At 68.7% G+C, this 25,413-nt stretch carries 22 protein-coding genes; 12 read left to right on the forward strand and 10 right to left on the reverse strand.

The window, feature by feature from the left end:
* Positions 1 to 354: 354 nt before the first annotated feature.
* Positions 355 to 792 carry a chemotaxis protein CheW gene (locus tag I4J89_RS26025; protein ID WP_196416702.1) on the reverse strand — a complete coding sequence of 146 codons (438 nt, stop codon included), beginning with the start codon at positions 790 to 792 and terminating at the stop codon, positions 355 to 357.
* 641 nt (positions 793 to 1,433) lie between these two features.
* Here I4J89_RS26025 and I4J89_RS26030 point away from each other — a divergent pair.
* From I4J89_RS26030 to I4J89_RS26045, 4 genes are all read left to right on the forward strand, one after another.
* Positions 1,434 to 1,934, forward strand: coding sequence for a phosphotransferase-like protein (locus tag I4J89_RS26030; protein WP_255521803.1), 501 nt, complete (start codon positions 1,434 to 1,436; stop codon positions 1,932 to 1,934).
* Between the two features lie 140 nt (positions 1,935 to 2,074).
* On the forward strand, positions 2,075 to 2,827 hold the full coding sequence (locus tag I4J89_RS26035; RefSeq protein WP_196416704.1) for a hypothetical protein: 753 nt from the start codon (positions 2,075 to 2,077) through the stop codon (positions 2,825 to 2,827).
* Between the two features lie 1,086 nt (positions 2,828 to 3,913).
* Positions 3,914 to 4,744, forward strand: coding sequence for a hypothetical protein (locus I4J89_RS26040; RefSeq protein ID WP_196416705.1), 831 nt, complete (start codon positions 3,914 to 3,916; stop codon positions 4,742 to 4,744).
* A 16-nt stretch (positions 4,745 to 4,760) separates the two neighbouring features.
* The gene (locus I4J89_RS26045) at positions 4,761 to 6,548 is read left to right on the forward strand and encodes an SIR2 family protein (RefSeq protein ID WP_196416706.1); all 1,788 of its coding nucleotides are present in this window, start codon (positions 4,761 to 4,763) and stop codon (positions 6,546 to 6,548) included.
* Here I4J89_RS26045 and I4J89_RS26050 read toward each other — a convergent pair.
* Positions 6,511 to 7,176: a DUF6082 family protein gene (locus I4J89_RS26050; RefSeq protein ID WP_196416707.1), complete on the reverse strand. Its 666-nt coding sequence runs from the start codon at positions 7,174 to 7,176 to the stop codon at positions 6,511 to 6,513. The genes I4J89_RS26045 and I4J89_RS26050 overlap by 38 nt on opposite strands.
* A gap of 175 nt (positions 7,177 to 7,351) precedes the next feature.
* On the opposite strand from I4J89_RS26050, the gene I4J89_RS26055 reads away from it, so the two are divergent.
* On the forward strand, positions 7,352 to 9,334 hold the full coding sequence (locus tag I4J89_RS26055; protein ID WP_196416708.1) for an alpha/beta-hydrolase family protein: 1,983 nt from the start codon (positions 7,352 to 7,354) through the stop codon (positions 9,332 to 9,334).
* 12 nt (positions 9,335 to 9,346) lie between these two features.
* Here the strand turns inward: I4J89_RS26055 and I4J89_RS26060 are convergent, their stop codons facing one another.
* From I4J89_RS26060 to I4J89_RS26070, 3 genes are all read right to left on the reverse strand, one after another.
* The gene (locus I4J89_RS26060; RefSeq protein WP_196416709.1) at positions 9,347 to 9,886 is read right to left on the reverse strand and encodes a DUF1269 domain-containing protein; all 540 of its coding nucleotides are present in this window, start codon (positions 9,884 to 9,886) and stop codon (positions 9,347 to 9,349) included.
* 111 nt (positions 9,887 to 9,997) lie between these two features.
* On the reverse strand, positions 9,998 to 12,397 hold the full coding sequence (locus I4J89_RS26065; protein WP_196416710.1) for a transglycosylase domain-containing protein: 2,400 nt from the start codon (positions 12,395 to 12,397) through the stop codon (positions 9,998 to 10,000).
* A 108-nt stretch (positions 12,398 to 12,505) separates the two neighbouring features.
* Complete coding sequence (locus I4J89_RS26070; protein ID WP_196416711.1) at positions 12,506 to 12,937, reverse strand: hypothetical protein; 432 nt, start codon at positions 12,935 to 12,937, stop codon at positions 12,506 to 12,508.
* Positions 12,938 to 13,071: 134 nt separating this feature from the next.
* On the opposite strand from I4J89_RS26070, the gene I4J89_RS26075 reads away from it, so the two are divergent.
* Entirely contained in the window at positions 13,072 to 14,754 is a 1,683-nt protein-coding gene (locus I4J89_RS26075; RefSeq protein WP_196416712.1) for a serine/threonine-protein kinase, read from the forward strand.
* Entirely contained in the window at positions 14,751 to 15,326 is a 576-nt protein-coding gene (locus tag I4J89_RS26080) for an FHA domain-containing protein (protein WP_196416713.1), read from the forward strand. The genes I4J89_RS26075 and I4J89_RS26080 overlap by 4 nt, the downstream gene beginning before the upstream one ends.
* 307 nt (positions 15,327 to 15,633) lie before the next feature.
* Here the strand turns inward: I4J89_RS26080 and dhaK are convergent, their stop codons facing one another.
* The 5 genes from dhaK to I4J89_RS26105 are packed head-to-tail and all read right to left on the reverse strand — an operon-like array spanning position 15,634 to position 19,916.
* The gene (dhaK, locus tag I4J89_RS26085) at positions 15,634 to 16,629 is read right to left on the reverse strand and encodes a dihydroxyacetone kinase subunit DhaK (RefSeq protein ID WP_196416714.1); all 996 of its coding nucleotides are present in this window, start codon (positions 16,627 to 16,629) and stop codon (positions 15,634 to 15,636) included.
* Entirely contained in the window at positions 16,626 to 17,276 is a 651-nt protein-coding gene (gene dhaL, locus I4J89_RS26090; RefSeq protein ID WP_196416715.1) for a dihydroxyacetone kinase subunit DhaL, read from the reverse strand. The genes dhaK and dhaL overlap by 4 nt, the downstream gene beginning before the upstream one ends.
* A complete protein-coding gene (locus I4J89_RS26095) occupies positions 17,273 to 18,040 on the reverse strand; it encodes an HAD-IA family hydrolase (protein ID WP_196416716.1) in 768 nt (255 codons plus the stop codon). The genes dhaL and I4J89_RS26095 overlap by 4 nt, the downstream gene beginning before the upstream one ends.
* A complete protein-coding gene (locus I4J89_RS26100) occupies positions 18,037 to 18,897 on the reverse strand; it encodes a class II fructose-bisphosphate aldolase (RefSeq protein WP_196416717.1) in 861 nt (286 codons plus the stop codon). The genes I4J89_RS26095 and I4J89_RS26100 overlap by 4 nt, the downstream gene beginning before the upstream one ends.
* A 26-nt stretch (positions 18,898 to 18,923) precedes the next feature.
* Positions 18,924 to 19,916, reverse strand: a complete 993-nt coding sequence (locus I4J89_RS26105; RefSeq protein ID WP_196416718.1) for a GAF domain-containing protein — start codon at positions 19,914 to 19,916, stop codon at positions 18,924 to 18,926.
* Between the two features lie 46 nt (positions 19,917 to 19,962).
* Here I4J89_RS26105 and I4J89_RS26110 point away from each other — a divergent pair, with 46 nt between their 5' ends.
* The 5 genes from I4J89_RS26110 to I4J89_RS26130 all read left to right on the forward strand — a co-directional run bounded on the left by I4J89_RS26110 (position 19,963) and on the right by I4J89_RS26130 (position 25,407).
* Positions 19,963 to 20,613, forward strand: coding sequence for an alpha/beta fold hydrolase (locus tag I4J89_RS26110; protein ID WP_196416719.1), 651 nt, complete (start codon positions 19,963 to 19,965; stop codon positions 20,611 to 20,613).
* A 72-nt stretch (positions 20,614 to 20,685) separates the two neighbouring features.
* Positions 20,686 to 22,023: an extracellular solute-binding protein gene (locus I4J89_RS26115; RefSeq protein WP_196416720.1), complete on the forward strand. Its 1,338-nt coding sequence runs from the start codon at positions 20,686 to 20,688 to the stop codon at positions 22,021 to 22,023.
* A 1-nt stretch (position 22,024) separates the two neighbouring features.
* A complete protein-coding gene (locus I4J89_RS26120; protein WP_196416721.1) occupies positions 22,025 to 22,930 on the forward strand; it encodes a carbohydrate ABC transporter permease in 906 nt (301 codons plus the stop codon).
* Between the two features lie 7 nt (positions 22,931 to 22,937).
* Complete coding sequence (locus I4J89_RS26125; protein WP_196416722.1) at positions 22,938 to 23,801, forward strand: carbohydrate ABC transporter permease; 864 nt, start codon at positions 22,938 to 22,940, stop codon at positions 23,799 to 23,801.
* A 34-nt stretch (positions 23,802 to 23,835) separates the two neighbouring features.
* On the forward strand, positions 23,836 to 25,407 hold the full coding sequence (locus I4J89_RS26130) for an outer membrane protein assembly factor BamB family protein (protein WP_196416723.1): 1,572 nt from the start codon (positions 23,836 to 23,838) through the stop codon (positions 25,405 to 25,407).
* The last annotated feature ends 6 nt before the right edge of the window (positions 25,408 to 25,413 follow it).

Raw genomic sequence — 25,413 nt, forward strand, 5'->3', positions numbered from 1 at the left:
AACGCCCAGCCCTTTGGCGCCGCAGAGCTACGGCCTGCGAGACATCAGGCAACGTTGGTGACCGTCACGAGATCTTGCGGCACATCGGGTATTGCGGGATCACCGACTGGTACGGCGGGCGGCCGGGAGACGCACCGCTGACGCCAGGCTTGAGCTACCCGCATCCCCGAACTCTCAGACCGATGGGAGCTGCCGCGTCGTTGTCAGCGCTCGTTCGCTACCTCCCTGTCAGCGGGATTCGCCACGGCTGACAGCTGTGGCCTTGCCCAGTGCGAAACCGGGGATCGCGGGATTGGTGACCATCGCCCGGTCGCGCCGCCGGCGGCTCCCGGCGAGCCGCGGCGTGACCAGGTTCTAGGCCGTGACGCGGGCGGTGTTCACGCACTCGGCGACGTCCAGCACCAGCAGCAGCCGACCTTCGGTCTTGTACGCGCCGGTGACCAGCGCCCGTGACGGGCCGGTCAGTGTTGCCGGCGGCTCCTCGAACAACTGCGCGTCCAGGTCGGCGACCTGCCCGATGCGGTCCACCAATAGGCTCACCGGCTCACCGGCGTACCGCACGATCACGTTCATCACCAGGCCGGACATGTCGCGCCGCGGCAACCCGAACTGCACACGCAGGTCCACCGCGGCGATCACCTGCCCGCGCAGATTGAACAGTCCACCGACCGCATTCGGTGCCAGCGGCACCGGCGTGTACTCGCTGTACGACAGCACCTCCTGCACAGCGTCCACGTCCACGCCGAAGAACTGGCCGGCGACATCGAAGGTGACGAACTGGCGACTGGACATGTGCAACTCCCGGGGGTGATGACCGCCAGGCGACATGCCGCGACGGGTCGACAGGACTATCGGAAGATCGAGTACCTGAACCAAGGGATCCGGCGTGATCAATTGGGAGTCGCCACATCGTTGTCAGCGCTCGTTCGCCATCGAAATGCCAGCAGTTTCCCACTGCCGACATGCAGCTTCGGTCAGACCTGCGGCCCGGCGCGACTTCTGTCCGCGGCCGGGCTCTCCTATGCCGCAGCGCTGCGCGGCATCCTCAACTCGGCAGTTCAATACGCCGACCGGCAGAGGCTGCCGACCACCGAGCGTGAGCGCTTGGCGCGAACGGGAGACGGCCCCCAAGAGTGAGTCCGACCGGGCGGTCCGCTCATCGGCTGAAGCAGGACGCCCGGACGCGCGTCACCACAGCCACGCAGCGTAACGGCTGAGCCCGGCGGCGAGCACGATCGGCGGCAGATCCGGACGCCGGCCGGTCACGTAGCTAGCGCTCGACGAGAGGCGGCTCGCGGCAAGTAATTGCGTGCAGATTTCGCGCCTGCGGATCACCCTGGGGGCGTGCAACCTACCCCTACGCAGCGCGGAACAGGCCGGATTATCTTTCTTAACGGCGCTTCCAGCTGCGGCAAATCCACGCTGGGAGGAGCCTGCAGGCAGCGTTGGAGGAACCGTTTCTGCACGTCTCCTCCGACCAGTTCGTAGCTGCCGGCATGCTCCCGCCGCGGCGCGACGACGGTGGGCCGTTCGATTGGTGGCTTCAGGTACGTCCCCGGTTCTTCGCCGCCTTCCATCAATGCCTGCTGGCTTTTGCGGTGACCGGCAATGACCTGATTGTCGAGCACGTCATCGAGTTCCGTAGCTGGCGAGCCGATCTGGCCGTCCTGCTGGCAGACCTGGACGTGTTCCTGATCGGCGTGCACTGCGCACCGGACGAACTGGACCGCCGCGAACGCATCCGAGGTGATCGCCGTATCGGTGAGAGACGCGCCCACGTCGAGCTCAACGGTATCCACACCTTCGGCCCGTACGACTTCGAGATCGACACGACCGCCGGAGTCAACACCCAGACGATCGCTTCGGTCCTATCGGCGTGGAAGCGTCGAGCACCGTCATCGGGCACACTTGCGCAGTCGCCTCAGAAATATTGATCTCGAAGTTTCGCGGCAGATCAGGACATCGGAGCGACCGACGCGGGTCCAGCGAAGGTGCTGCGACACTGGCATCTGCAAGCCGAGCACCCACCGTGGAATGATCTTGTGGGAAGTCTGGCAGTGCCTATCCTGTCGCTGTGATGATCAGTCTGCTCGACTGGGTTGTTCGATGGCGGGCGGCGGTACTGGCCGCGGCGCTGCTCATCGCGGCGGGATTCGCGGTGCTCGCGCATACCGGCGGGAGCGACGGTGTCGAGGACCTCATCGCAGGTCTCCACCTGCTGCTGGCGTTCGCGCTGCTCACACTGGCGGTCGCCGCGGATCGAACATCTCAACCCGCGAGGCTGGTAGCACGACCAGAGCTGCCCGCCTTCGAGGTACCGCCGAACCCGGGTGTAGTTCTTCGAACCGCGGGCTTTACCTTCATGACGGTCATGTGCGTTGCCTCCCTCGTGCGTGACGTGGCGGCGGGCGACGATCTCGAGTTCTGGCGATTTCTCCCTGTGGTCTTCGTCGGCCTGCTGGCGTTCCTGTGGCCATCGGCGCTCGGCCCGTTCGGAGTGCGGCTCCGCCCGGACGGGGTCGTCGACCGGCACGTATTTGGCACGCTGTTAGTACCGTGGGAGGCATTGGCCACCCCGTATCCCTTTGCCCACGACCGCGAGCAGGCCACCCTCGCCCTGGCACACCCCGAGCTCGCCCGCAGGCGCGGCCTTCGGCACGGCAGGTCGGTTTCATTGCCGACCAGAAGCGTCAAGGCGGAGTTGCTGGCCCGCGCGATCCACGAGTACGCGAACCGCCCCGAACTCCGAACGGCTATCGGATCGGAGACTGAATTAGCCAGGTTCCTGGGAATTCCGCAGATCATCGCGCTTACGGAAAACGCATGACCCGTAACGTCAAACTACCGTGCGTAACTGCGAGTGGCGTGAACGTTGTGCTGTGAGGGAGCAGGGAGATAGGAATACGGACCCATGGAGCTTGTTGCTTGGCGGGCATGTGCTCCAGACGCTCCCCGCCGGGAGTCTGACCGGTGTCCGGGGGAAGCCGGCCCTCCGGTCTGGGCCTGTCTCCTGGAACTGGGCCGAGGCACCTCGACCGCTGGGCGGAGGTCGGGCCCAGCAGAGTAAGCAGGAGACCGCAGGCAACGTTATCCGGACGGGTCGTGTGATGCCCGATCGGCAGCTATGCGGGCGCCCCTGGGTGGCAGCGGCCCCCGTTTACCCCCGAAAACCCCTGCTTGCGGTCCACAATCAGTGACAAGCGGTGATCACCGATGTGCTGCGTTTGTACAGCTCATTGCCAATGCGCGACAATCGATGACAATCTCGGTACGGTCGCGGTTGGTAACCAAGGGTCGCAGGTTCAAGTCTTGTCAGCCCGACCATAGATCAGCAGGAAAGAGCCGGTTCGCGAAGTCGCGGCTCTTTCTGTTTATGGATCTCAACTCGCCGGGAGGTGTCGGCGTATCCAGGGCGAATTGGCGGTCCTGGGTACCGGCTTGCGCCGAGCAGGAGATAGCTATTTTGACGAAGCCGGTGCCGCGGCGGGACGGCCCTAGATGGACCGGGCTTCTCACCGCGGGCAACGGCCACCCAGTGCTGCGTTCCTGCATGTGGCGCGCCGGACGGGATGCCATCGCAGGAGTGCTGGGGGTGCTGCCGCCGCCGTTCGCAAACTGCGGGACTTGCCTGACCATGAGCAGGCATGATGATCGTCGAGTTGCGTGCCGGAATTCGGCCGGGGGTGGGGCGAACAAAGTTGCCCGGCGAGATGACTAACCGGGTGAAGGTTCCCCACTCTGAAGGAGATCTGTCATGCGTACGCATCGTCCGAGCAATGTTCGGTTCCTGGCCGCCGCCGTGGTTGGCGTGAGCGCGTTGGGTATTGGGGCATGCGGCCGACCGGCCGCGCCTAGCGCGGTCGAGGGTCTGCCGCCGGCCAGCGCATCGGGCTCGTCTGGCTCCGCCGACTCGATGACCACCTCGCGAGCGGCGCAATCGGCGCGGGCTGCGAAATCGGTGTTGCCGCAGGGCTGGAAGCGCTGCGTCAACTCCACCGAGAACTTCTCCATCGGGTATCCGGGAACCTGGCACACCACCCAGATCCGGCCGGCAGAGGTGTGCGCCCAGTTCCACCCGGACCGGTTCACCATTCCGCTGGAGAGCGAATACCCGCTGACCGCCCTCAACGTGCGGCGGGTGTCGGCTCCGCCTAGCCGGACGGACACCGAATTCGAGGACACGCTTCGGTGGGAGCAGATCAGGGTGGGCGGGCAGCGCGCGGTCCGGTTCGAGACCTCCAGCACCGGTGCGGGCCTCTATCAGGCGGGCACCCGGCAATACGGGTACGTCCTTCGGCTCGGGAGCGGCCTGATCTCGGTGCACACCACCGCTGAGCCGGGCGAGACTCGCTACGCCGCCTGGAAGACCGTCGTCGACAAGGCGGTTCGTACGCTTGCCGTCGCGCCCCGCGGATGTGTCGCGGTCCGGCCCGACATGGGCTTCTACGAGGCGGGCCGGGTCGGCTCCGAAGAACTGACGACGCCGCGCTCGCGCTGTACGACGATCAGCGTCTCCCACGTCGTGGATCCGGCGAAGCCGGCGGACCGCTGCCAGACCTTCCGGCTCGGCTTCTGGCCGCTGGTCGACGGCTCCCTCACCTACACCGAGCCGGTGACCGCGTGCGGTACGAACCGCACGGTGCTGGCGCGCAACGTTCCCGACAAAGCCCGATACCTGGTGGTGTACGACGTCGACTACATCGATCCGGACGTCCAGCGGGTCGACTTCAAGGTCTGGCACTAGCACCTAGCCTTGCCGTATGTGGATCGGTCAGGTGGAACTGCCGCAGGAGCTCATCGACGCGCACCGCGCGGGTGACCTGGTCATCTTCGTGGGCGCGGGCGCGTCGATCGCGTCGCCTGCCGATCTGCCCGACTTCAAAAAGCTCAGCGACGAGATCGCCAAGGACGCTCGGGTGGTGGTCGAAGCGGGGGAGCAGCCCGACGTCGTCCTGGGCAACGCCGACGCTGACAAGCTGATGGACGTCCACCGACGCATCGCGACCCGCATCGGTGACCCGGCGTCCAAGCCCAACGTCCTCCACGAGGCGATCGTGCGGCTCGCCCGGGCCGGCCGGACGACTCGCATCGTCACCACGAACTACGACCGGCACCTGTCAACGGTCCTCGGCGACGGGCCGCCGGAGTACCGGGGGCCGGTCCTGCCGCTCGGCGACGACTTCGACGGCCTGGTCTACCTGCACGGCACGCTCGAACAGGAGCCGCGCCATCTGGTCGCGACCGATCAGGATTTCGGTACGGCCTACCTGCTCGACGGCTGGGCGGTCCGCTTCCTGGTGCCGATGTTCCGCGAGTACACCGTTCTCTTCGTCGGCTACAGCCACAACGACTTCGCGATGACCTATCTGGGGCGGGCGCTACCGCCCACCAGCCGGCGATACGCGCTGGCCGAGGACACCCCTGAGCAGAAGCAGCACTGGCGTCGGCTGGGCATCACCGCCGTGCTGTATCCGAATCCCGACCGTGACCACTCGGCGCTTCCGGCGCTGATCGGCAAGTGGGCCGAGCGCGCCGAGATGCGCCTGCTCGACCATCGGCAGATGGTGGCCCGCCTGGTCGCCGGGCCGCCGTCGGGGGTTCCGGAGGAGATCTCCTACCTCGAAGATGTGCTCGGCTCGGACGACAAGGTGCGGTTCTTCACCGAGTACGCTCGCGGCCCGCAATGGCTGGCCTGGGTCACCGAGCAGCCTCGTTTCCGCCAGCTCTTCGACGGATCGGCCGTCGGTTCCCCGCTGGCCGAGTGGTTCGCCCAGCACTTCGTCGCCGAGGAGGAACACACGCGAGCGGCCTTCGAGGCGGTCGAGGCGTGCGGCGGCCGTCTGGGATTCCGGGTCTGGTCGGCGATCGGTCAACGGCTCCACATCATCGGTGCTCCGCGCCCGGCCTGGCTGACGCGGTGGGTGGTTCTGCTCATTCGCGACGATCCCCGGGAAGGCGCCGACTGGCTGGAGTACGCGCTCAAAGCCTCGCGCCTGCCCGCGGACCGCGACACCCTCCTCCTGCTGTTCACCCACCTCACCACGCCGACCGTCGACTTCCGGCAACCGCGCCGGCCGCGTCTTCCGTCGTCGGTCGAGCTGAACATCCGGGGCGACCTGGAGTGGCTGCGCCGGGCCTGGGAGGAAACCATCGTCCCAGCTCTGGAAGGTGTCGCCCGGGAGTTGCTCGCCATCAGCGACGTGCACTTGCGGCAGGCGTACCGGCTGTCGGACGCGACCGCCGGCTCGCCCGGCTGGGATTCCCTGAGCCGGGGCCGGATGGCGATCGAGCGGCACCCGCAGAACTCGTTTCGCAAGCATGGTGGCGGTCAATCCGCACTCGGCCGGCGGTTACGCCAACGTCGAATTCCACGGTTTCCGCAACGACGCGATCCGGTCGCGCATGCACATTCACCTGACCCGCGACGACGGGCCCTGGTACACCTACTGGCTGGACCAGTTCGAGGCGATCTGGCGTTCGGCCGTCACCGACGAGTAAGCCGGGAGGCGGCTACTTCGGCGGGTCAGTGCTCGCTTCCTTGGGCGTAGTCTCGCCGGCCAACTCTTCGAGAGCTCTCTGGTATTCCGCCTCGAAGATTGCGTTGTAGCTTTCCGCGTCGGTCGTTGCCTGGGCGCTGAGCACTTTCCGCCGCTTCTCCCAGAGCTGCCTGCCTACCGGGCCTCTGAACATCGGACGGGCGAATTCCTCTCGAAGATGTTCCTTGCTGAAGTACCCCATCTCGTAGCCGGCGAGGCCGTAGCTGAGAATCAGTGTCGTGAACAGGTACCTGCGGACTTCCTCGCTGCTTTCGCTCTTCGCGAAGTCTCCGTCTATGCAGGGCCCGAACACCTCTGGTTCCTCGATCGCTAGGGATAGTAGATCCTTCTGCCTCTGCCGTATGGCGTCGATCCGATATGAGCGCTCCTGCCTCGCCTGATACACCAGCGAGGTGGCTACGACGCCGAGAGTGATGGCAGATAGTGCGGCCGAGAGTATTCCGTAGGCCTGACCGAGGTCGCTGACTCGAGTGATGTCCTGGTCAGTCATGGCGGGAGAAAGGAGATAGAAGAGTGGGCCGATGACGCAAGCAATGCCTAGTGCAGCCGCCGTGGCAGCCCACCAAGCTATCTTCTTCCCCGTGACCGCATTGGGGCGGAAGGCATCACGTTTCGCCATATCCTGGTCGTTCCTCTCCCTTGGTAGGGCGGACAGGGGCGGGTGGTGCCTCATCCGCAACGGATGAGGAGCGGCTGTGCCGCCCGCGTCACGATGGGCGCAGGGGCCGAACGTCCCCGTCGCTTCGTCCGTCGGGCTGTCGTGCCGCTGGTTGAGATGGGAATGGTGATCGGCAATGTCGGCGAAAGGCTTCACCGAGCCGGTACCGCTGCTGTCGGCGACTGACTCGGCGGCTGACGTCGGGCTGGTGGTCGCCTCCGCCCTCGCTCCCGGAACGTTCGCGTCTTCGTTGGCCGACCGCAGCGTGGTGAATCAGGGCATCGTGACCGGCTTCTCCATCGGACTGCATTACCTGCTGACAGTAGCCACACAGGACACCATGCGGGGCATCGCCACCGCGCTCGCGGCCGGCGATGCGGCCGGCTCGGCGGCGAAGACGGCACGGCGGCACATGGTCACCACGTTGATCGTCGATGCCGCAGCTATCCCCGTCGGTCTGGGGATCCAGCGGATGCTGTCCCCGAGGCCGGGCGAGGCAATGGCCCGGGGGCTGCTGCGGCAGGCCGGCTGGAGATTCGCGGCGACGGGGCTGGGCGATCTTGTCCTGGTGGGCGCCAAGGTCAGTGCCCGGTGGTTGGACGTCCGTATCGGTGCTGGCGGGCGGATCGCGGAGCTTCCGGTCGCCGTGCCGGCTGGTCTCGGTGTCGCGTACCTGCTGGAGCGCCGCCGGGTGCTGGATACGGAGTCGGGCACGGTCCGGCGGCCGTCGGCGCTGCGGTCCATGGCCGTGGCCGGCGGGATTGTCGGCGGCGTTGCGGGTGCGGCACATGCGGAGCGCCTGCTTGCCGGCCAGTTCGCACGGCGAGCGGCCGACAAGCTGCCCGGCCCGGCAGCGATGTGGCGGGTCCTGGGACACGGTGCGAGCCTGATCGGGCTGGCTGCCGGCGCCTCCGCCTTCTGGCATCGCACGATGCGGCAGCTGGAGGCGGGCACCGCGGCCGATCAGCCGCTGTTCGCGCCCGATGAGTCGGAACGGTGGGTGGGGCCGACCATCAGCGGCGGACCGTCCAGCCTGGTGCCGTGGAAGAGCCTCGGCCGGGAGGGCCGCCGCCACGCGCTTGCCTACGTACGGCCCACGCCCGTTCCGGATCCCCCGGCGGGTACGCCGGACCTGTCCATCGCGACGGTGATGGGTGAGCCGGCCCGGGCCGAACCGGTGCAGGTGTACGTGGGGCTGGACAGCGCACCGACCGCCCGGGAGCGGGTGGATCTCGCTCTGGCCGAGCTGGACCGCACGAAGGCGTTCGACCGCTCGCTGATCATGCTGGTGTCACCGACCGGTACGGGTTATGTCAACTACGTGGCCATCGCGGCAGCGCAGTACCTGGCTCGAGGCGACGTGGCGACCGTGACCATGCAGTACTCGAAACGGCCGTCGCCGCTGTCGCTCCGAATGATCAAGGCGGCCCGGGAGCAGAACCGGCTGCTGTGGCTGCGGATCCTCCAGAGGGTCCGCAGCCGTCCCGAACCGCGGCCGCGCGTGGTGCTGTTCGGGGAGAGCCTCGGCGCGCACACCAGCCAGGACGTCTTCCTGCACTGGGGCACTCTCGGTCTGGAGACCCTGGGGATCGACCGAGCGTTGTGGATCGGCACCCCGTATGCCAGCGGGTGGTCGCACCAGGTCACCGGCGAGGATCGTCTCGACGTCGACCGGGACGCCGTGGCGGTCGTCAACGACTTCGCCCAACTCCAGGCGCTCGGACCGCAGCGGCGGGCCCGGTTGCGGTACGTGCTGCTCAGCCATGACAACGACGGCGTCACCAAATTCGGGCTGGATCTGCTGACGACACCGCCGTCGTGGCTCGGTCCCAGCCGCCCGCGTCCGGAAAGCGTCGACGGAGCCAGTCCCCGCGGGATTCCACCGGGCATCCGGTGGCGCCCGATCACGACGTTCTTCCAGTTGCTGATCGACATGAAGAACGCGCAGGTGCCGGGGCAGTACCGGGCGTCGGGTCACGATTACCGGCCGGACCTGCCGCGGTTCATCAGCGAGGTGTTCGACCTGCCGGCGACCGGCGAGCAGTTGGACCGAATCCATGCGGCGGTACAGGCCCGCGAGACGGTTCGCGAGCAGCTGATCAACAGTCGGAAACGATAGGACTTCCCGCTCTCACGTCGTCTCCGCGCCGGCGGCCGCGGCGTCCTGCTCGATCTTCGCGGCGTCCGCCTCGAGCTGCCTGGTCTCCACCTTCGCCGCCCGTTTCATGGCCTGCTCCACCTTGGCGCCCATGTCGGACACGGCGACGACGACCAGCCCGGCCTGACCGGCATCGAGATGCTCGCCGAGTTCCTTCAGGTCGCGGCGGCTCATGCCGGCTGCCGCGTGACCGGCCAGCGAGCCGAGCACGGCGCCGCCGGCCGTGGTCGTCGCCAGCAGGCCGCCGCCGATCGCCGCGAACGGGAACAGTGCGACGACCAAGCCGGTCGCCAGGCCGATCCCGCCGCCCAGCACACCCCCGACCCGAGTCGGCGTCTCGTGCCGCTTGACGATCTTCGCCTTCCCGTCGGGCCGCCGCTCAACCACGGCGGCGTCGTAGGCGTCGATCAGGTTCGCCTCGGTGTGCAGGGCTTTCACCAGCTCATAGTCATCCTTGGCGAGGGCGACGCTGGGATACACCCCGACGTAAACCAGGAACGTATCGATAGCCATCGTCCGAACCTCCTCTGGGTGGGAACATCCAGAGACAACGATGTCCGGTGTATTCGGCGCGCGCCTCATCCCCGATAGGTGACTGAGGGCCCCTCCACCGCAACGGTGTAGTCAGCGCGTCGGTCCCGGCCTGCCCGGTGGTAACTCGGGGTCGGTGGGTTTGGCGCCCTTGCCGTTGCTCACCTCGATGACCACCACGCCGTTCTTGACCGTCCGGCCGCTCGGGTTGGTGCCGGCCGCCGTGCCCGCGGGGCACTTCGAGTCGACGTCGCGGCCTACCCAGACGGAGAAGCCGGCGCGTTCCACCCGGTTGCGGGCGCGATCGAGCGGGTCGCACTCGACGTCGGGGATCGTGCGCTGGTCGCCGTACGCGATCTTGCGGCTTTCCGGTCTTTTGAACTGGACCTTGGGTTTGCCTTTCATGTAGTCGGCGAGGGTCCGGTAGACGGCGGGGTTGACCTGCGAGTGCTGAAGGCGGTCGTGGTGGTTCTGGTAGTCGGGGTTGACCAGATAGCCGGCCACGACCAGTGACGTGGTCCCGGCGATCAGCGAGGCGGTCCGGTCCCGGTCGGTGGTGCCGGTCTTGCCGAACACCGGATGCCCGACCACGTAGCGGGTGTCGCCGGCGGTGCTGCCGCCGCACCGGCCGAGCCGCGCCGAGTCGCCCACCGGGCAGCGGGCCGCGTCGACCGCGGCGCGGGCCACGTCCTGGCTGGTCGCGCGGGTGCAGTCGGGGCGGCCAACGTCCAGCTTGTCGCCGTCGCGGGTGGTGATGTGCTCGATCGGGGTGGGCCGGCAGTACACGCCGTCGGCGGCGAGTGTGGCGTACGCGTTGGCCATGTCGAGCGGGGTGGTCGCCGAGACGCCGAGCGTGAAGGCGCCCCACTGGTGCGAGTTGCCGCGTTCGGCCAGTACGGCGTCGCTGGCCGCCCGGAACTGGATGCCGAAGCGCTTTGCGGCATCGACGACGTTCTCGGCGCCGACGCGTTCCTCGAGCGGTACGAAGTACGTGTTGATCGAACTGCCGAGGCCGGTCCACATGTTGAAGACGCCCTCGCCGCCGCCACCGGAGTTGCTCGGGCACCAGAAATGGGTGCCCGGACAGGCCGCGTCGTTACCCCGGTCGATGATGTACCGAGAGCGGTACCGGCTCTCCGTCTTGATCGTGTAGGCGAGCGGAAGGCCCTTCTCCAGCGCCGCGATGATCGTGAAGATCTTCATCACCGAGCCGGCCTGGTATCCGGTGATGTCGCCGCCGCCGGTGAGCAGCGGGTTCGTCGTGCTCGGGTACGAGCCACGGATGCCCTTGCGCGCCTTGCGCGGGTCGGACGAGATCGAGTTCTTCGGATCGTCCGGATCGTCCAGCTTGTACTTGCGGTTGGCGGCGAGCAGCCGCACCTTGCCGCTTCCGGGCTGGACCGCGGCCAGGAGCAGCGCGTTCTTGTTCCGCTCGGAGATCAGGTCGCCGATCCGCCCGCGGGCCTTGTCCTGCGCCTTGACGTCGAGCGTCGTGGTGATCCGGTAACCGCCGCTCTTCAAGCGGCGCTCACGATCGTAGGGCGTCGGCCCGAACTCCTCCCGGCTCATCCACCAGCGGTAGAAGTAGTCGCAGAAGAAGCCCCAGTTGTTCTTGGCGACCGAGACGCAGCCGTTGCTGACCGAGCGGACCTTGCGCGGGATCGGCTCCTTGATCGCCTTGGCGGCCTGGGCCGGGGTGATGGCGCCCATCTCCGCCATGCCCGGGATGACGTACGCGTTGCGCCGCTGCCGGATCTGTTCGTAGCCGTCCGGGTCGGTCGGGTCGTAGCCGGACGGTGCCCGCACGATGCCGGCCAGCAGGGCGGCCTCGCCGATGGTGAGATCCTTCGGCCGCTTGTTGAAATAGACCCGGCTGGCCGCATAGATCCCGTACGTCTGCTTGCCGAACGGCACGATGTTCAGGTAGCGCTCCAGGATCTGGTCCTTGGTGAGCTGCTTCTCCAGCTCGAGCGCGTACTTCATCTCGGTGACCTTGCGCTTCGGGGTGTCCTTGGTGGCCTCGATGACGTCCTGCGGGCTGGTCGCCGAGTAGGCCAGCGACATCCGTACCCACTGCATGGTGATGGTCGAGGCGCCCTGCTTCGGCCCGCCGTTCCGGTTGTTGACCAGGGCGCGTGCCAGTCCCTTGAGGTCGACGCCGTTGTGCTGGTAGAAGTCCCGGTCCTCGGCGGCCACCAGGGCGTCGCGCATGAACTGCGAGATGTCCTTGAGCGGGACATCGCTGCGGAACTCGTCGTAGAACTGGGTGATCTGCGTCTTGTTGTCCGCCGCGTAGACCCGGCTGATCTGCGGCGACTTGAACGCCTTGAGTTCGCTGGGCAGGCTCGCGAACGTCTGCTCCCCGACCTTGGCGGCCAGCCCGGACATCGCCGCGAACGGGAACGCGGCCGCCGCCACGACGACACCCGTGATCAGGCCGCAGAGCAGCAGGTTGAACGCATTGACGAAGATGTAGTGATCCCGCCTGCGCATCCAGGAACTCACCGCACCACCACCCCGTGACTCGCGGCGACGAAACGACCCGTGTCAATTGGACCGCATCGTGTCAAGAGGGTGGTGGCACGGCGCCGGGCAAATCGGTCAGCAGACCGTGCTCGTGGAGCCCCCGGTCGAGTTCAGGTAGCCGGTTACGTGGGTGCAGTGCGCGGCGGTCGGCGCCGGCGCACCCCACAGTTCGGCGCGGGTCGTGTTGTTCAGCTCGCCCACCCCGTAGTCGGAACCGCTGTCGGTGTGGTCGATGACGTGCACGTACAGGTCCCAGTTGGAGTGGGTGTCGCGGTACTGCTCCCACACGTAGATGTACGCGTAGTTGTAACCGCAGCCGTAGTACTGCTTGACCGACGCCGCCTGCATGCCACCGACGGTCAGCACCCGCGTGGTGCCGATCTGGCGAACGCTGCCGCAGCTGGGAGGCGTGCTGGCCAGGGCGGGCGTGGGGTTGATCAGCGTGCCGGCCGCGCCGGCGGCGGCGAGCACGGCCGCGGTGGCGAGGCTCCTGCGGAGATTCGTCATGGGTTCCCTCCCGGTAAGTGTCCGCAGCCAGGGAACCAGCCGGTCGGAGGTGTCCGACAGGTGCCGAAACGGCCACCATTTCCTCCCCACGTATCATCGACGGTCGCCATCGTTCGCCACCCCGGAGGAAGTTCTTGCGCACGCGGGAGTCGTTCGGTGTTCCCGGCTGCGAGGACGCGATCGAGATCGGACGCGGCGGGTTCGGCGTGGTCTACCGGGCCTGGCAGCCGGACTTCCTGCGCACGGTCGCGGTGAAGGTGCTGGCGCCGGACCGGGTGGACGAGGCCCGGTTCGAGCGCGAAGTGCAGGCGCTGGGCCGGCTGTCCGGCCACCCGCACATCGTCACCGTGCATCAGGCGGGGCGGACCAGCGACGGAGCGCCGTACATCCTGATGGCCTTCGAGGAGGGCGGATCGCTGGCCGGGCGGGCCGGTGCGACGAGGTGGGAGGACGTGCTCGCCGGGGGCGTCGCCGTGGCGGGCGCCCTGGAGGCGGCACATCGGGCCGGCGTGCTGCATCGCGACGTCAAACCCGAGAACATCCTGATTTCCCGGTACGGCGAGCCGAAGCTGGCCGATTTCGGTCTGGCCCGTCCGGTGCGCCGGGACCCGCCGGAGGATCGACAGGCGGTGACGGCGAGTCTGCTGCACGCCGCACCCGAGGTGCTGCGTGGTGAGCCCGCGACCGTGGCGTCCGACGTGTACTCGCTGGCGTCCACCCTCTACCGGTGGTTCTGCGGGCGTGCTCCATTCGTACCGAAGCGGGTGGAAAGCACTGCTGAGCTGATCGCGCGCATCGGCGCGCAACCCGTGCCGGACCTGCGTCCCGCCGTCCCGGCGCCGGTGTTCGCGGTGCTGGAACGGGCCCTGGCGAAGGATCCGGCGGCGCGGCCGGCGTCGGCCGCGGCGTTCGCGGAGGAGTTGCGCGAGGCGCAGCGGGCGTGTGGTGTCGCGGTGACGCCGCTGTTCGTGGCGGAGGCCGACGAGCCGGCGGAATCGACGCCGGTCGTGTCGCTGCCGGATCGGATGCGGGCCGCGCAAGGCCTGTCGGCCACCGTCGTGAACCGGCCCGCGCCGCGCTGGAAGTGGTGGAAAGCCCTGGTCGCGGTGGTGGCGACGCTGGCCGCCGGCGGTTCGCAGGCGATCGCGTCGTCGCGGCTGGACGCGCCGCCGGCGATGGACTTCGGGGAGCAGAAGATCACCGCTGAGGCCGAGCCGCGTTCGGTCACCGTGCGCAACGCCGGGCCTTACTTGACGCCGCGACTACGGGTGACGCTCGACGGCGACTTCCGGCTGGTGAGCGACGACTGCACCGGGCGGGTGCTGGCCCGGGGCGCGGCCTGCCAGGTGGGCGTGGCCTTCGTGCCGCGCGCGGCGGGCGTGCGGCGGGGCGCGCTTCGAGTGCTTGATCGTACGGTCATGCTGAGCGGTCATGGGCTGATCGCGTACGCGCGGGACGACGATCCGCCGCCCGGGCCCTGCTACGCCGACGCCTACCAGGTGTCGCAATCGGCGTATGGGTATGTGGGCGGGTTCAAGGCGGTGTCGGTGAAGCTGTACTGGTCACCGGGCTGCCGTGCGGTGATGGCCTACACCTGGGTGTGGAAGCAGTACCGGGACACCGCCGGCACCGGCGGATCGTGGCGGGTGCGGGTGGTCGCTGAGCCCGGCGGGCGGGCCGCGGTCTCCACCGGGCAGCCGATCGAGCAGTGGACCGAGCCGATGCCGCTCACCGGCTGCGCCCGGGCGGCCATGACGATGACCGGAACCGGTCTGACCGAGCCGCTGACCGTCGCCACCGGGGAACACTGCGCGTGACCGGGCACCTGGAGGTACACGAGGGCGGCGGGGTGCGGCTGGTGACGCTGGCCGGCTCCCTGCTGTCGATCGGCCGGGCGCCGGCCAACGAGGTGGCGATCGGCAGCCGCCGGGTATCGCGGCTGCACGCCGTCCTGGAACGGTTTCCCTCCGGTTGGTCGATCCGGGATCTGGGCAGCACGAACGGCACGACGGTCAACGGCGTACCGCTGCGGCAGGCCCGGCCGCTGCACGACGGCGACCGCATCGACATCGGCCCGGCGCGGCTGCTGTTCCGTTCACCGGCCGGGCAGCAGGCCACCGAGACGGTGTCGGTGGAGCCGGCTCCGCCCGTGCCGCCGCTCACCCGGCGTGAGCGGGATGTGCTTGCCGCGCTGTGCCGGCCGCTGACCGCGGGCGGTCAGGCGTTTCCGGAGCCGCTGTCGGTGCGCGAGCTTGGCGTGGAGCTCGGGCTGTCCGAGAGCGCGGTCAAGAAACACCTGACCAACCTCTACGACAAATTCGACCTGACCAGCAACGACGACCGGCGACGCCCGCGATTGGCGAGCGAGGCGATCCGGCGCGGCTTTTGATCGTTCGCGGCCGGGGTCTGGTCGGTCGCGGTTGAAGCAGCCCTAGCGCACAGCCGGCCCGCACAACCTTGTCCGGCCCAACGTGGGTGCTGTCTGGCGGCCGTTGAGACAACATTGAGCGTGGGCCAAGCAAGATCACCGCTTGGGGCCGGGACGGGAAGCCTGGCCCGCGCCGGGATAGCGGGGACGGCGTGGGCTTCGGCGGGACGACCGGTACGCGTACCGCGAAAGAGCGTGACCGGCGGGCAGACCTCGACCCAGATAGGGGTCTGGATCTGGTCTATTGGACCGCTCGCGACGTGGCCTTTCAGAAGATCCGCACGGCTGCTTCGGCGGGGGCCTCCAGGAGGGTGGTGATCTCGTCGTCCAGGCGGACCAGGGTGAGTGAAGCGCCGGCCATGTCGAGTGAGGTGCAGTATTCGTTGACGTAGCTGCGCGCCACGGTGATGTTGCGGTCGGCCAGGCGGCGGTGGGCGTGGCGGTAGAGCAGGTAGAGCTCGCTGATCGGGGTGCCGCCCAGGCCGTTGATCATGAGGGCTACCCGGTCGCCGGATTGGTACGGCAGGTCGGTCACCACGGCTTCGAGCATGTCGTCGACAATCGCGTCGGCGTCTTTGATCTTGCGGCGTTCGCGGCCGGGTTCGCCGTGGATGCCTACGCCGAACTCGATCTCGTCGGCGCCGAGTTCGAACAGCGGCGAGCCTTTCGCCGGTGGCGTGCAGGCGGTCAGCGCGACCCCGATGGTGCGGGTGACGTCGTTCACCTTGCGGCCGATGCGCAACACCTCGTCCATGTCCGCGCCCTGTTCGGAGGCCGCGCCGACGGCCTTGATGACGAAGAAATTGCCGGCTACGCCGCGGCGGCCGACCGTGTAGGTGGAGTCCTGTACGGCCACGTCGTCGTCGATGGTGAGGATCTCCGCGCGTACGCCGTCGGCCTCGGCCATCTCCTTGCCCATGTCGAAGGCCATCCGGTCACCGGTGTAGTTGTTGACCAGCAGCAGGACGCCTTTCGCGGAGGCGAGCAGCTTCGCGGTCTCGTAGACGTAGTCCATCGGCGGGGCGGCGAAGACGTCGCCGGGGCAGGCGGCGTCGAGCATGCCCCGGCCGACGGCCATGACGTGCGCCGGTTCGTGACCGGAGCCGGAGCCCTGGACGATGGAGACCTTGTCGTCGCGGGGCGCGTCGGTCCGCATGATCAGGTTGTAGGCCGGGACGTACTTGAGCTTGCCGGGGTTGGCCAGGGCGACGCCCTCGAGCATCTCGGCCACGTAGTTCTTCGGGTCGTTGACGAACTTCTTCATGACGTCGCTCCTCTCGTCTGCCAGGTCTCGCTGATCCGTTCGGTGAGGACGGCCACCGCGACGGCGCCGGCGTCGACCGAGCCTCTGCTGCGCTCGCCGGTGTACGACGCGCGTCCCCGTTTCGCGACCATCGCGCCCGTCGCGTCGGCTGCCTCCCGGGCGGCGACGGCGGCCGCGCGCAGCGCCTTCTCGGCGTCGGCGCCGCCGGAGAACTCCTGCTCCAGCCGGTCGGTCATCGGTACGAGCGCGTCCAGCAGCGTCTTGTCGCCGACGTCCGACCGCCCCCGGGCCTTGATCCCCTCGATGGCGGCGCGCAGCATCGCCACCACCTGCTCGCCGGTCAGGTCCGGCGCGGTTCCGGCGACGGCCCCGGCGCGCAGGAAGGCGGTGCCCCACAGCGGCCCGGACGTGCCGCCCACCCGCGAGGCGATGATCATGCCGCTGCGCTTCAGGAACGTCCCGGCGTCGGTGCGGTCGATGTCGTCCCAGCCTTCCAGGACCTTCTCGAAACCGCGGGCCAGGGAGTAGCCGAAGTCGCCGTCACCGACCACGGAGTCCAGATCGCCGAAGTACTTCTCGTTCGCGATCGCGGTCTCGGCGATGATGCGGACCACCCGTTCGGCGCCCGGTAGTGCGTTGCCGCTCATGACGATGCCTCCAGACAGGCGCGCAGGTCGTCGAGCGTGAGGTAGGGCCCCGGGCGCGCCTTGCTCCGGTTGGCCAGTACGTCGATGCCGGGGCGGCCGGGGTCGCCGAGTTCCGAGACGACCAGCAGCGCCTCGCTGAAGTCCTCGTCGCGGGTGTAGCCGTTGACGGTCACCAGGCAGCCGAGTCCGGCGCCCACGGCGGCGAGCAACCCGTTGCGGGAGTCCTCGACCACCAGGGTGTCCGCCGGGTCGAGGCCCAGCCGGTCGACGGTGAGCTGGTAGATCGCGGGATCGGGCTTCTTCGCCGGGACGACGTCACCGGCGAACACCGGGATTCGCTCGGCGGTCGGTCCGCCCACGGCGTTCGCTAGCACCGCGCGTACCGAATCCTCTGCTGACGTCGAGGCGACCGCGACCGTCCATCCTGCCTGGAGCGCGTCCTTGATGATCCGGGCTATGCCCGGACGGGCCGGAATCCGGCCTTCGGCCACCAGCCGCGTGAACGCCGCGGTCTTGGCACGGTGCCAGGTTCGCAACAGATCGGTACGGTCGGAGCCGCCCGCCGCCTCGGCGAAGGCCGGATCGGCGAACAGCGAGGCCATGCGTTCCTTGCCTCCGCCGATCTTCAGCTTCTCGGCGTAGTCCGCCTCGCTCCACCGCACGGGCAGCCCGAACTGCTGGAACGTGGCGTTGAACGCCGGCAGATGGCCGTGCCGTTCGGTGTCGGCGAGTACACCGTCGCAGTCGAAGACGAGGGCGCTCACCACGCGCGTCCTGACCCGCCGAACAGCCGGATGTGCCGCCGCGCCATCTCCACGATCGCGGCCCGCTGGTGCCGGAACAGCGACGGCGGATCCCACTTGTCACGAGCGCCTGCCTCGCGGAGGAACTCCAGGCCGGACTTCATGTACGACTCCTTGAGCGCCGTCGAGATGTTGACCTTCGCGCAGCCCCGGGCGATCAGGTCGGTGAACTGCTCGTCGGCGAGCCCGGTGCCGCCGTGCAGTGCCATCGGGATGCCGGTGGCCGCGACCAGATCGCTGACCCGCTGGGCGTCGAGTACCGGGGCCTGCCTGTACTGACCGTGCGCGTTGCCGATGGCCGGCGCGAAGCAGTCGACGCCGGTGTGCTTGATGAAGTCGGCCGCCACCTCAAGGCTCTGCACCAGCGGTGCGTCGTCGGAGCCGACGTCGTCCTCGACGCCTTGGATGCCCTCGATCTCACCCTCGACGTGGGCGCCGGTCCGGCGGGCCTCGGCCACCACCTCGGTGGTCTGCCGCAGGTTCTCGGCCACGTCGAGTTCGTGCGCGTCGAACAGCACGGAGTTCCAGCCACCGCGCAGGCAGTCGGAGATGACCGACCGGTCGGGGCAGTGGTCCAGGTGCAGGGTGACCGGCACGGGCACGTCGTCGGCGAACGTGTGGACGATGTCGTAGAGCTGGGGGCGGCCGTACATGCGGACGGTCTTCACCGAGGTCTGCAGGATGACCGGTGCCTGTTCCTCGACGGCGGCGGCGAGTACGGCCTCGATGGTCAGGTCGTTGACGATGTTGAAGGCGGCCACCCCGTACCGCTCGGCGAGGGCGCGGTCGAGGATGTCCTTCATCGGGACGACGGGCATGCCGCCAGTCAAGACCCGCTTGCCGGTTACCCGGTATGGGGGAGATTCCCCACCCAGTCGTTGTCCAGGGCGGTGACGACCGCCGCCGTACGGTTGGAGGTCCCGGTCTTGCGCATGATCGCCGCGACGTGTTTCTCGATGGTCTTCGCGGACCGGCCGAGCCGGCCGGCCATCTCCCGATAGGTCAGGCCCTGCCGGAGCAGTTCGAGCACCTCGGCCTCGCGCGGCGTGAACGGTGCCGGGGCCGAGTACGGCAGGTCGGCGCGGACCAGCACACCCCAGCCGCGGACCTGCTCCACGCTGATGTCGCCGCCGGTGAGGTGCGGCAGCTCGTCCCAGGTCCCGGACTCGCCGGTCTCGTCCTGCACCAGTACGCGCAGGCCCTGCTGGCGGTAGACGATCGCGACATGGGCCGTCCGGCTCGCCTGTGCGACCAGGTCCGCGGCCACCCGCGCGACCTCCGGTGCGACCGGGCGGACCACGCCGGCCTCGGTGACCACGGCACCGGCTCGCCGCAGCAGCGTGGCCAGCGGCGGATCGCGCCGGCCGGACGTGACGATCGCCGCGGCCGCGGACTGGGTCAGTGCCTCCAGCTCGTCGACACCCCGCGACGAGAAGGTGCCGGCCTCGGGGGAGAAGGCGACGCTGACAGCGATCACGTCGCCTCGCCACCAGATCGGCACCGCCACCGCCGGGCCCTTGCGGGCCGGATGCGCCGCGGCGAGATGGCCGGCGCGCAACTGCCCGTAGTCCGGGATCACCACCGGGCGGCGCCCGGCGAAGGCCCGGCCGGTGGCGCCCTCGTCGAGCGGGAACGACCGGCCGAGCTGGCAGTGTGCGCCGTATTCGGCGGCCTTGACGTAGCAGCCGCGGCCGGCGTCGATCAGCGACACGCTGCCGGCCACCGAGCCGGTCAACCGGCCGGTGTGCCGCAGCAGGCGCCGCAGCACGGGCGCCAGGCGCAGGTCACCGTAAACATCCGCGACCGCCTCGTCGAGACGGAAGGAGTCCGGCGACATACCCCTGAAACTAACCGCGCGCCAAAAAATGTAAAGCGCGATCTTGATGGGTATTGGCCTGACCCGCTACCTGATGCCCACCGCCCACGCCCTCGCCGGCCGGCATCCGGTCCTGGTGCCGGACCTGCCCGGTTTCGGGCTGAGCGACAAGCCGCGCCGCGCGTACGACGTCGGCCGGCACGCCGAGCACCTCGCGGCCTGGCTGGACGTGCTCGGCCTGTCCCGGGTCTGCGTCGCCGGGCACTCGTTCGGTGCCGAGGTGGCCGCCCGTCTCGCGGTGCTGCGGCCGGACCTGGTGGCCGCCGTGGTGCTGGCGAGCCCGACCGCCGACCCGGCGGCCCGGTCGCGGCGGGGGCTGATCGGCCGCTGGCTGGTCGACCTCTTCGTCGAAGCGCCCTGGCAGGCGGCGGTACTGGCCCGCGACGTGGCCGACGCCAAGCCGTGGCGGGTGCTCGCGACCGTGGGCCACTCGGTACGCAACGCGATCGAGCAGGATCTGTGCCGCCTGCCGGTGGCGCCGCTGGTGCTGGGCGGATCACTCGATCCGGTGGCGCCGCCGCGCTGGCGTGCCGAGGTGGCGGCGATGTCCGGCGGGGTGTCGGTGACCATCCCGGCCGCCGCGCACAACGTCATGACCACCTCGGGCCGGCGTTCGGCCGGAGCGATCGCCGCGTATCTGCGCGGTGTTCCGGGGTGAACAAATGATGCAGACCCATCGACGCGAACTTATGCTTTGCCGACGGGAACAACTGCAAATGGGAGAACAACGATGTTCATCCGATTGATCCGGTTTGCGGTGAGCGGTGTCTTGGTCCTCGTGCTGGCGGCGGGCTGCGGTGGGGTGGGCAAATCCTCTTCGGGGTCCGGCGACGACGCCGCGGCGACGCTCACGATGATGGGTTTCGGCACCGGCGACGAGATCGCCAAGACCCGGTTCGACAAGGCCAACGCCGCGATCGCACCCAGCGCGGCGAAGGCGTCCGAGGGCAGCTTCGACGCCCAGGCGTTCCTGTCCGCGGTCGCCTCCGGTACACCGCCGGATCTGGTCTACATGGAGCGGCGGCTGCTCGGCACCTACGCCGCCAAGAAAGCCATCATGCCGCTCGGCGACTGCGTCGAGCGCGAGAAGATCGACATGAGCCAGTTCCGTGCGGCGGCGGTGACCGAGGCGACCCTCAACGGGCAGCTCTACGGCCTGCCGGACTTCTACAACAACCGCGTACTGATGCTCAACGACGCCGCGTTCGCCGAGGTCAACCTGGATCCTTCCGGGTTCGACACGGGTGACTGGCAGGCGCTGTCGACGGCCGCGTCCCGGCTCACGAAGGTCAGCGGCGGCAAGCTCCAGCGGATCGGGTTCGACCCGAAGATCCCCGAGTTCCTGCCGATGTGGGCCCGCGCGAACGGTGCCGCGCTGGTCAGCGACGACGGCCGGACCGCGCAGCTGACCGACCCGAAGGTGGTCGAGGTGCTGGAGTACACCGTCGGCCTGATCAACGAACAGGGCGGCTGGTCGAACTTCAAGTCGTTCCGCGACTCGTGGGACTTCTTCGGCGCGAAGAACCAGTTCGCGAGCAATCAACTCGGCGCCTTCGTGATGGAGGACTTCTACCTCAACGTGCTCGCGGCCAACTCGCCGAAGGCGAAGGTGTCCGTCGCGCCGTTCCGCGGTGTCGACGGGCAGCCCGTCGACTGGATCACCGGCAACGCCTGGGCCATCCCGGCGAAGAGCCCGCACGCCGACCAGGCCTGCAAGTGGATCAAGACGATGACCGACAGCGAGACCTGGATCGCCGCCGCGAAGGCCCGGGCCGAGGTACGCCAGAAGGAGAACAAGCCGTTCCTCGGCGTCTTCACCGGCAACCAGAAGGCCGACGAGGTGATCTTCCGAGAGCACGTGAAGCCCGACCCGACTGTGCAGACCGTCCTCAAGGCTCAGGAGTCCGGCTTCTCCGAACCGGCGCTCGCCGCCGGCGAGGAGTTCAAAGCCGCCTGGCAGAACGCGGTGAGCCGGGTCCTCGAAGGCAAACAGAAACCCGCTCAGGCCATGGCCGAGGCCCAGCAGCAGGCTCAGGCCGCGCTGGACAAGGCCAACAGCGGATCCTGAGATGAACGTCGCCGTGCGGCGGCGGGAGACCTGGGCCGCCGTCGGTTTCCTGTCGCCGTGGCTCATCGGCTTCGCGGTGTTCATGGCGGGGCCGATGGTGGCCAGCCTCGTTCTGTCGTTCACCGACTACGACGTGCTCACCAGCACCGACTTCGTCGGCGGGGAGAACTACCGGCAACTGCTGGCCGACCCGAAGGTGCGCTCCAGCATCGCCAACACGCTGATCTACACGGCGCTGCACGTACCGGTGACCATGGTGGTGTCGCTCGCCCTGGCCATGCTGCTGGCCCGGGTCGGACGCCGGTCGGCGGGGTTCTTCCGCACCATCTTCTACCTGCCCACCATCACCCCGAAGGTGGCCGTCGGGGTGCTCTTCCTGCTGTTGTTCAACGGTCAGGTCGGCCTGGTCAACTCGGCTCTGGGCAGCGTCGGCATCGACGGGCCCAACTGGACGGTGGACGGACCGTGGATCAAACCCGGCCTGGTGCTGATCGGCGCCTGGAGCCTGGGCAGCACGGTGATCATCTACCTGGCCGCACTGCAGAACGTGCCCCGCGACCTGTACGAGGCCGCCGAGATGGACGGGGCGTCGCGGTGGGCGACGTTCCGGGCGGTGACCGTACCCATGATCAGCGGAGCCCTGTTCTTCACGCTGATCATCAACACGATCGCCTCGCTCCAGACGTTCGACGAGGTCTACACCGCGTTCTACGGCAGCGCCAACCAGCAGACGTACGGCAACGACGCCGCCCTGTTCTACGTGGTCTACCTGTTCCAGCAGGCCTTCCAGTTCCTGCACATGGGGTACGCGTCAGCCCTCGCCTGGCTGCTGTTCGTGATCATCGTGGTCATCACGGTGGTGCAGGTGCGGCTCAGCCGGCGGTTCGTCTACTACGAGAACGAGTGAGGTGCCGATGACCGCCGCTCCTCCCGCGGCGCCGCCGGCGAAACGCCGCCGTCCGCATCCCTGGGTGTTGTGGACCGCCTTGGCCATCGCCGCGGTGATCTTCCTGTACCCGTTCGTCTGGCTGGTCAGCGCCTCGCTCAAACCCCGGCCGCAGGTGTTCGACAACCGGCTGGTCCCGTCGGACTGGGCGCCGGAGAACTACACCGCGATCTGGACGGCGGCGCCGGTGTGGACGTGGCTGTTCAACAGTGTCGTGGTCGCGCTGGCGGCCGCCGCCGCGGTGACCATCTCGAGTGCGATCGTGGCGTTCGGTTTCGCGTACTTCCGTTTCCCCGGTCGCAACGTCCTCTTCGCCCTGGTCGTCGGCACCATGATGCTGCCCGGCGCGGTGACCATGATCCCGACCTACCTGATCTGGAACGAGCTCGGCCTCGCCGCCACGCAGGTACCGCTGTGGGCCGGCAACCTGTTCGGCAGCGCCTTCTACATCTTCCTGATCCGGCAGTTCTTCCTCGGCCTGCCCCGGGAACTGTTCGAGGCGGCCCGGGTCGACGGCGCCGGCTACTGGCGGCTGTTCTGGCGCATCGCGGTGCCGCTGTGCCGGCCCGCGCTGATCGTGGCGTTCGTGTTCGAGCTCCGGGCGAGCTGGTCGGATCTGCTCAAGCCGCTCATCTACCTGCGGGATCCGGCGCTGTTCACCATGCCGCGCGGCATGAAGGCGATCCTCGACCAGTTCGGGCAGGCCGGGGAGGCGCGGTGGGAGATCGTCCTGGCCGGTGCCGTGATCACCACGGTACCGATGATCATTGCCTTCTTCCTGTGCCAGCGGTACTTCGTCGAGGGCGTGGCGACGCAGGCACGCAAGGGCTGAGGCATCGATCTCCGTCTTCCTTTAAAGTGCGGACATGTCTCTTGCCAGACGTGTGACGGCCTTTCTCGGCGTGCTTCTCCCCCTGATCGCCCTCGCCACCGTGCCGGCGTCCGCCGGGGCCCGGCGCGGTGACTGGCCGACCTGGCAGGGCGACCTCACCGGCTCCCGGCACAACGCGGCGGAGCGCCGCATCACCGCCGCCACCGTCGGCGGACTGAAGCTGAAATGGGCGTTCGCGTACCCCAAGACCGGTGCGCCGGTGAAGAGCCAGCCGGCGGTCGTCGACGGCGGCATCTTCTTCGGCGGGCCGGACGGCGTGTTCTACGCGCTCGACGCCCGGACCGGCGCCACCCGATGGACCTTCGCGCTCGCCTCGGTGAATCCCGGCGCCGGCGGCGCCATCGTGCTTGATGGCCCGGCGGTCGCGCGCGGCAAGGTCTTCTTCGGCGACAACCGGGGGTACGTCTACGCGCTCGACCAGCGCACCGGTCGCCTGCGCTGGGCCACCGACACCGAGACACACCCGGCGGGCATACACACCAGCTCACCGCTCTACTACCGTGGAAAGATCTACATCGGCGCGTCCAGCGCGGAGAACACCGGCGACGCCAACACGCCGTGCTGCACCTTCCGCGGGCACATCGATGCCCTCGACGCCGACACCGGCCGGCTCGCCTGGCGCTACTGGACCGTCCCCGAGCCGAAGCAGACCGGCACCTGGCCCAGCGGCGCACCCCGCTACGAGCCGTCCGGTGCCGGTGTCTGGAGTTCACCGGTCATCGACCCGTCGAGCGGGACCCTGTACGTCGGCACCGGTCAGAACTACACGGGCAGCGCCGGTGACTACGACTCGCTGCTCGCCCTGAACGCCCGCGACGGTTCGGTGCGCTGGAAGCAGCAGGTCACCCGGGCGGACACGTGGCGCAGCCTGTGCAACGAACCGGACGCCGAGGGCTACTGCCCCGGCCTGCGCGACGGCACCGCGCTCGACTACGACATCGGCGCCACGCCCAACCTGTTCCGGGTCGGCGGCCGTACGCTCGTCGGCGTCGGCCAGAAGAGCGGCGTCTACCACGCCTTCGACGCCCGTACCGGGGACGTCGCCTGGCGCCGGCAGATCGGCGTGCCGCTGCCCAGCGGCGGCATCTCCGGGATCCAGTGGGGGAGCAGCTACGACGGCCGGCGGCTGTACGTGGCCACCTACTTCGCCGGGCCCGGCACCCTGTTCGCGCTGGACCCGGCCACCGGACAGGTGCTGTGGCAGACCCCCAACCCGGCCGACGGCTGCACGACCGGCGGCGCCGCCGCCCACCCCGGCATCTGCGCCCTCGCACACACCCCGGCCGCGACGACCAGCCCCGGCGTGGTCTACGAGGGCAGCAACGACGGCAAGATGCGCGCGTACGCGGCACGCACCGGCTCCGTGCTGTGGGAGTACGACACGATCCGCTCGTTCGCCGGCGTGAACGGCCGGACCGGCTTCGGCGGCGCGATCTCCGGCAACGGCGGTGCGGTGGTCGCCAACGGCATGCTCTACGTCCAGGTCGGCTACTACCCGTTCTACCCGAGCGAGCACGGCAACGTGCTGCTCGCCTTCGGCCTCTGAGAGGGT

Origin of the sequence: Actinoplanes aureus (genome assembly GCF_015704865.1) — a bacterium.
Lineage (GTDB): Bacteria > Actinomycetota > Actinomycetes > Mycobacteriales > Micromonosporaceae > Actinoplanes > Actinoplanes aureus.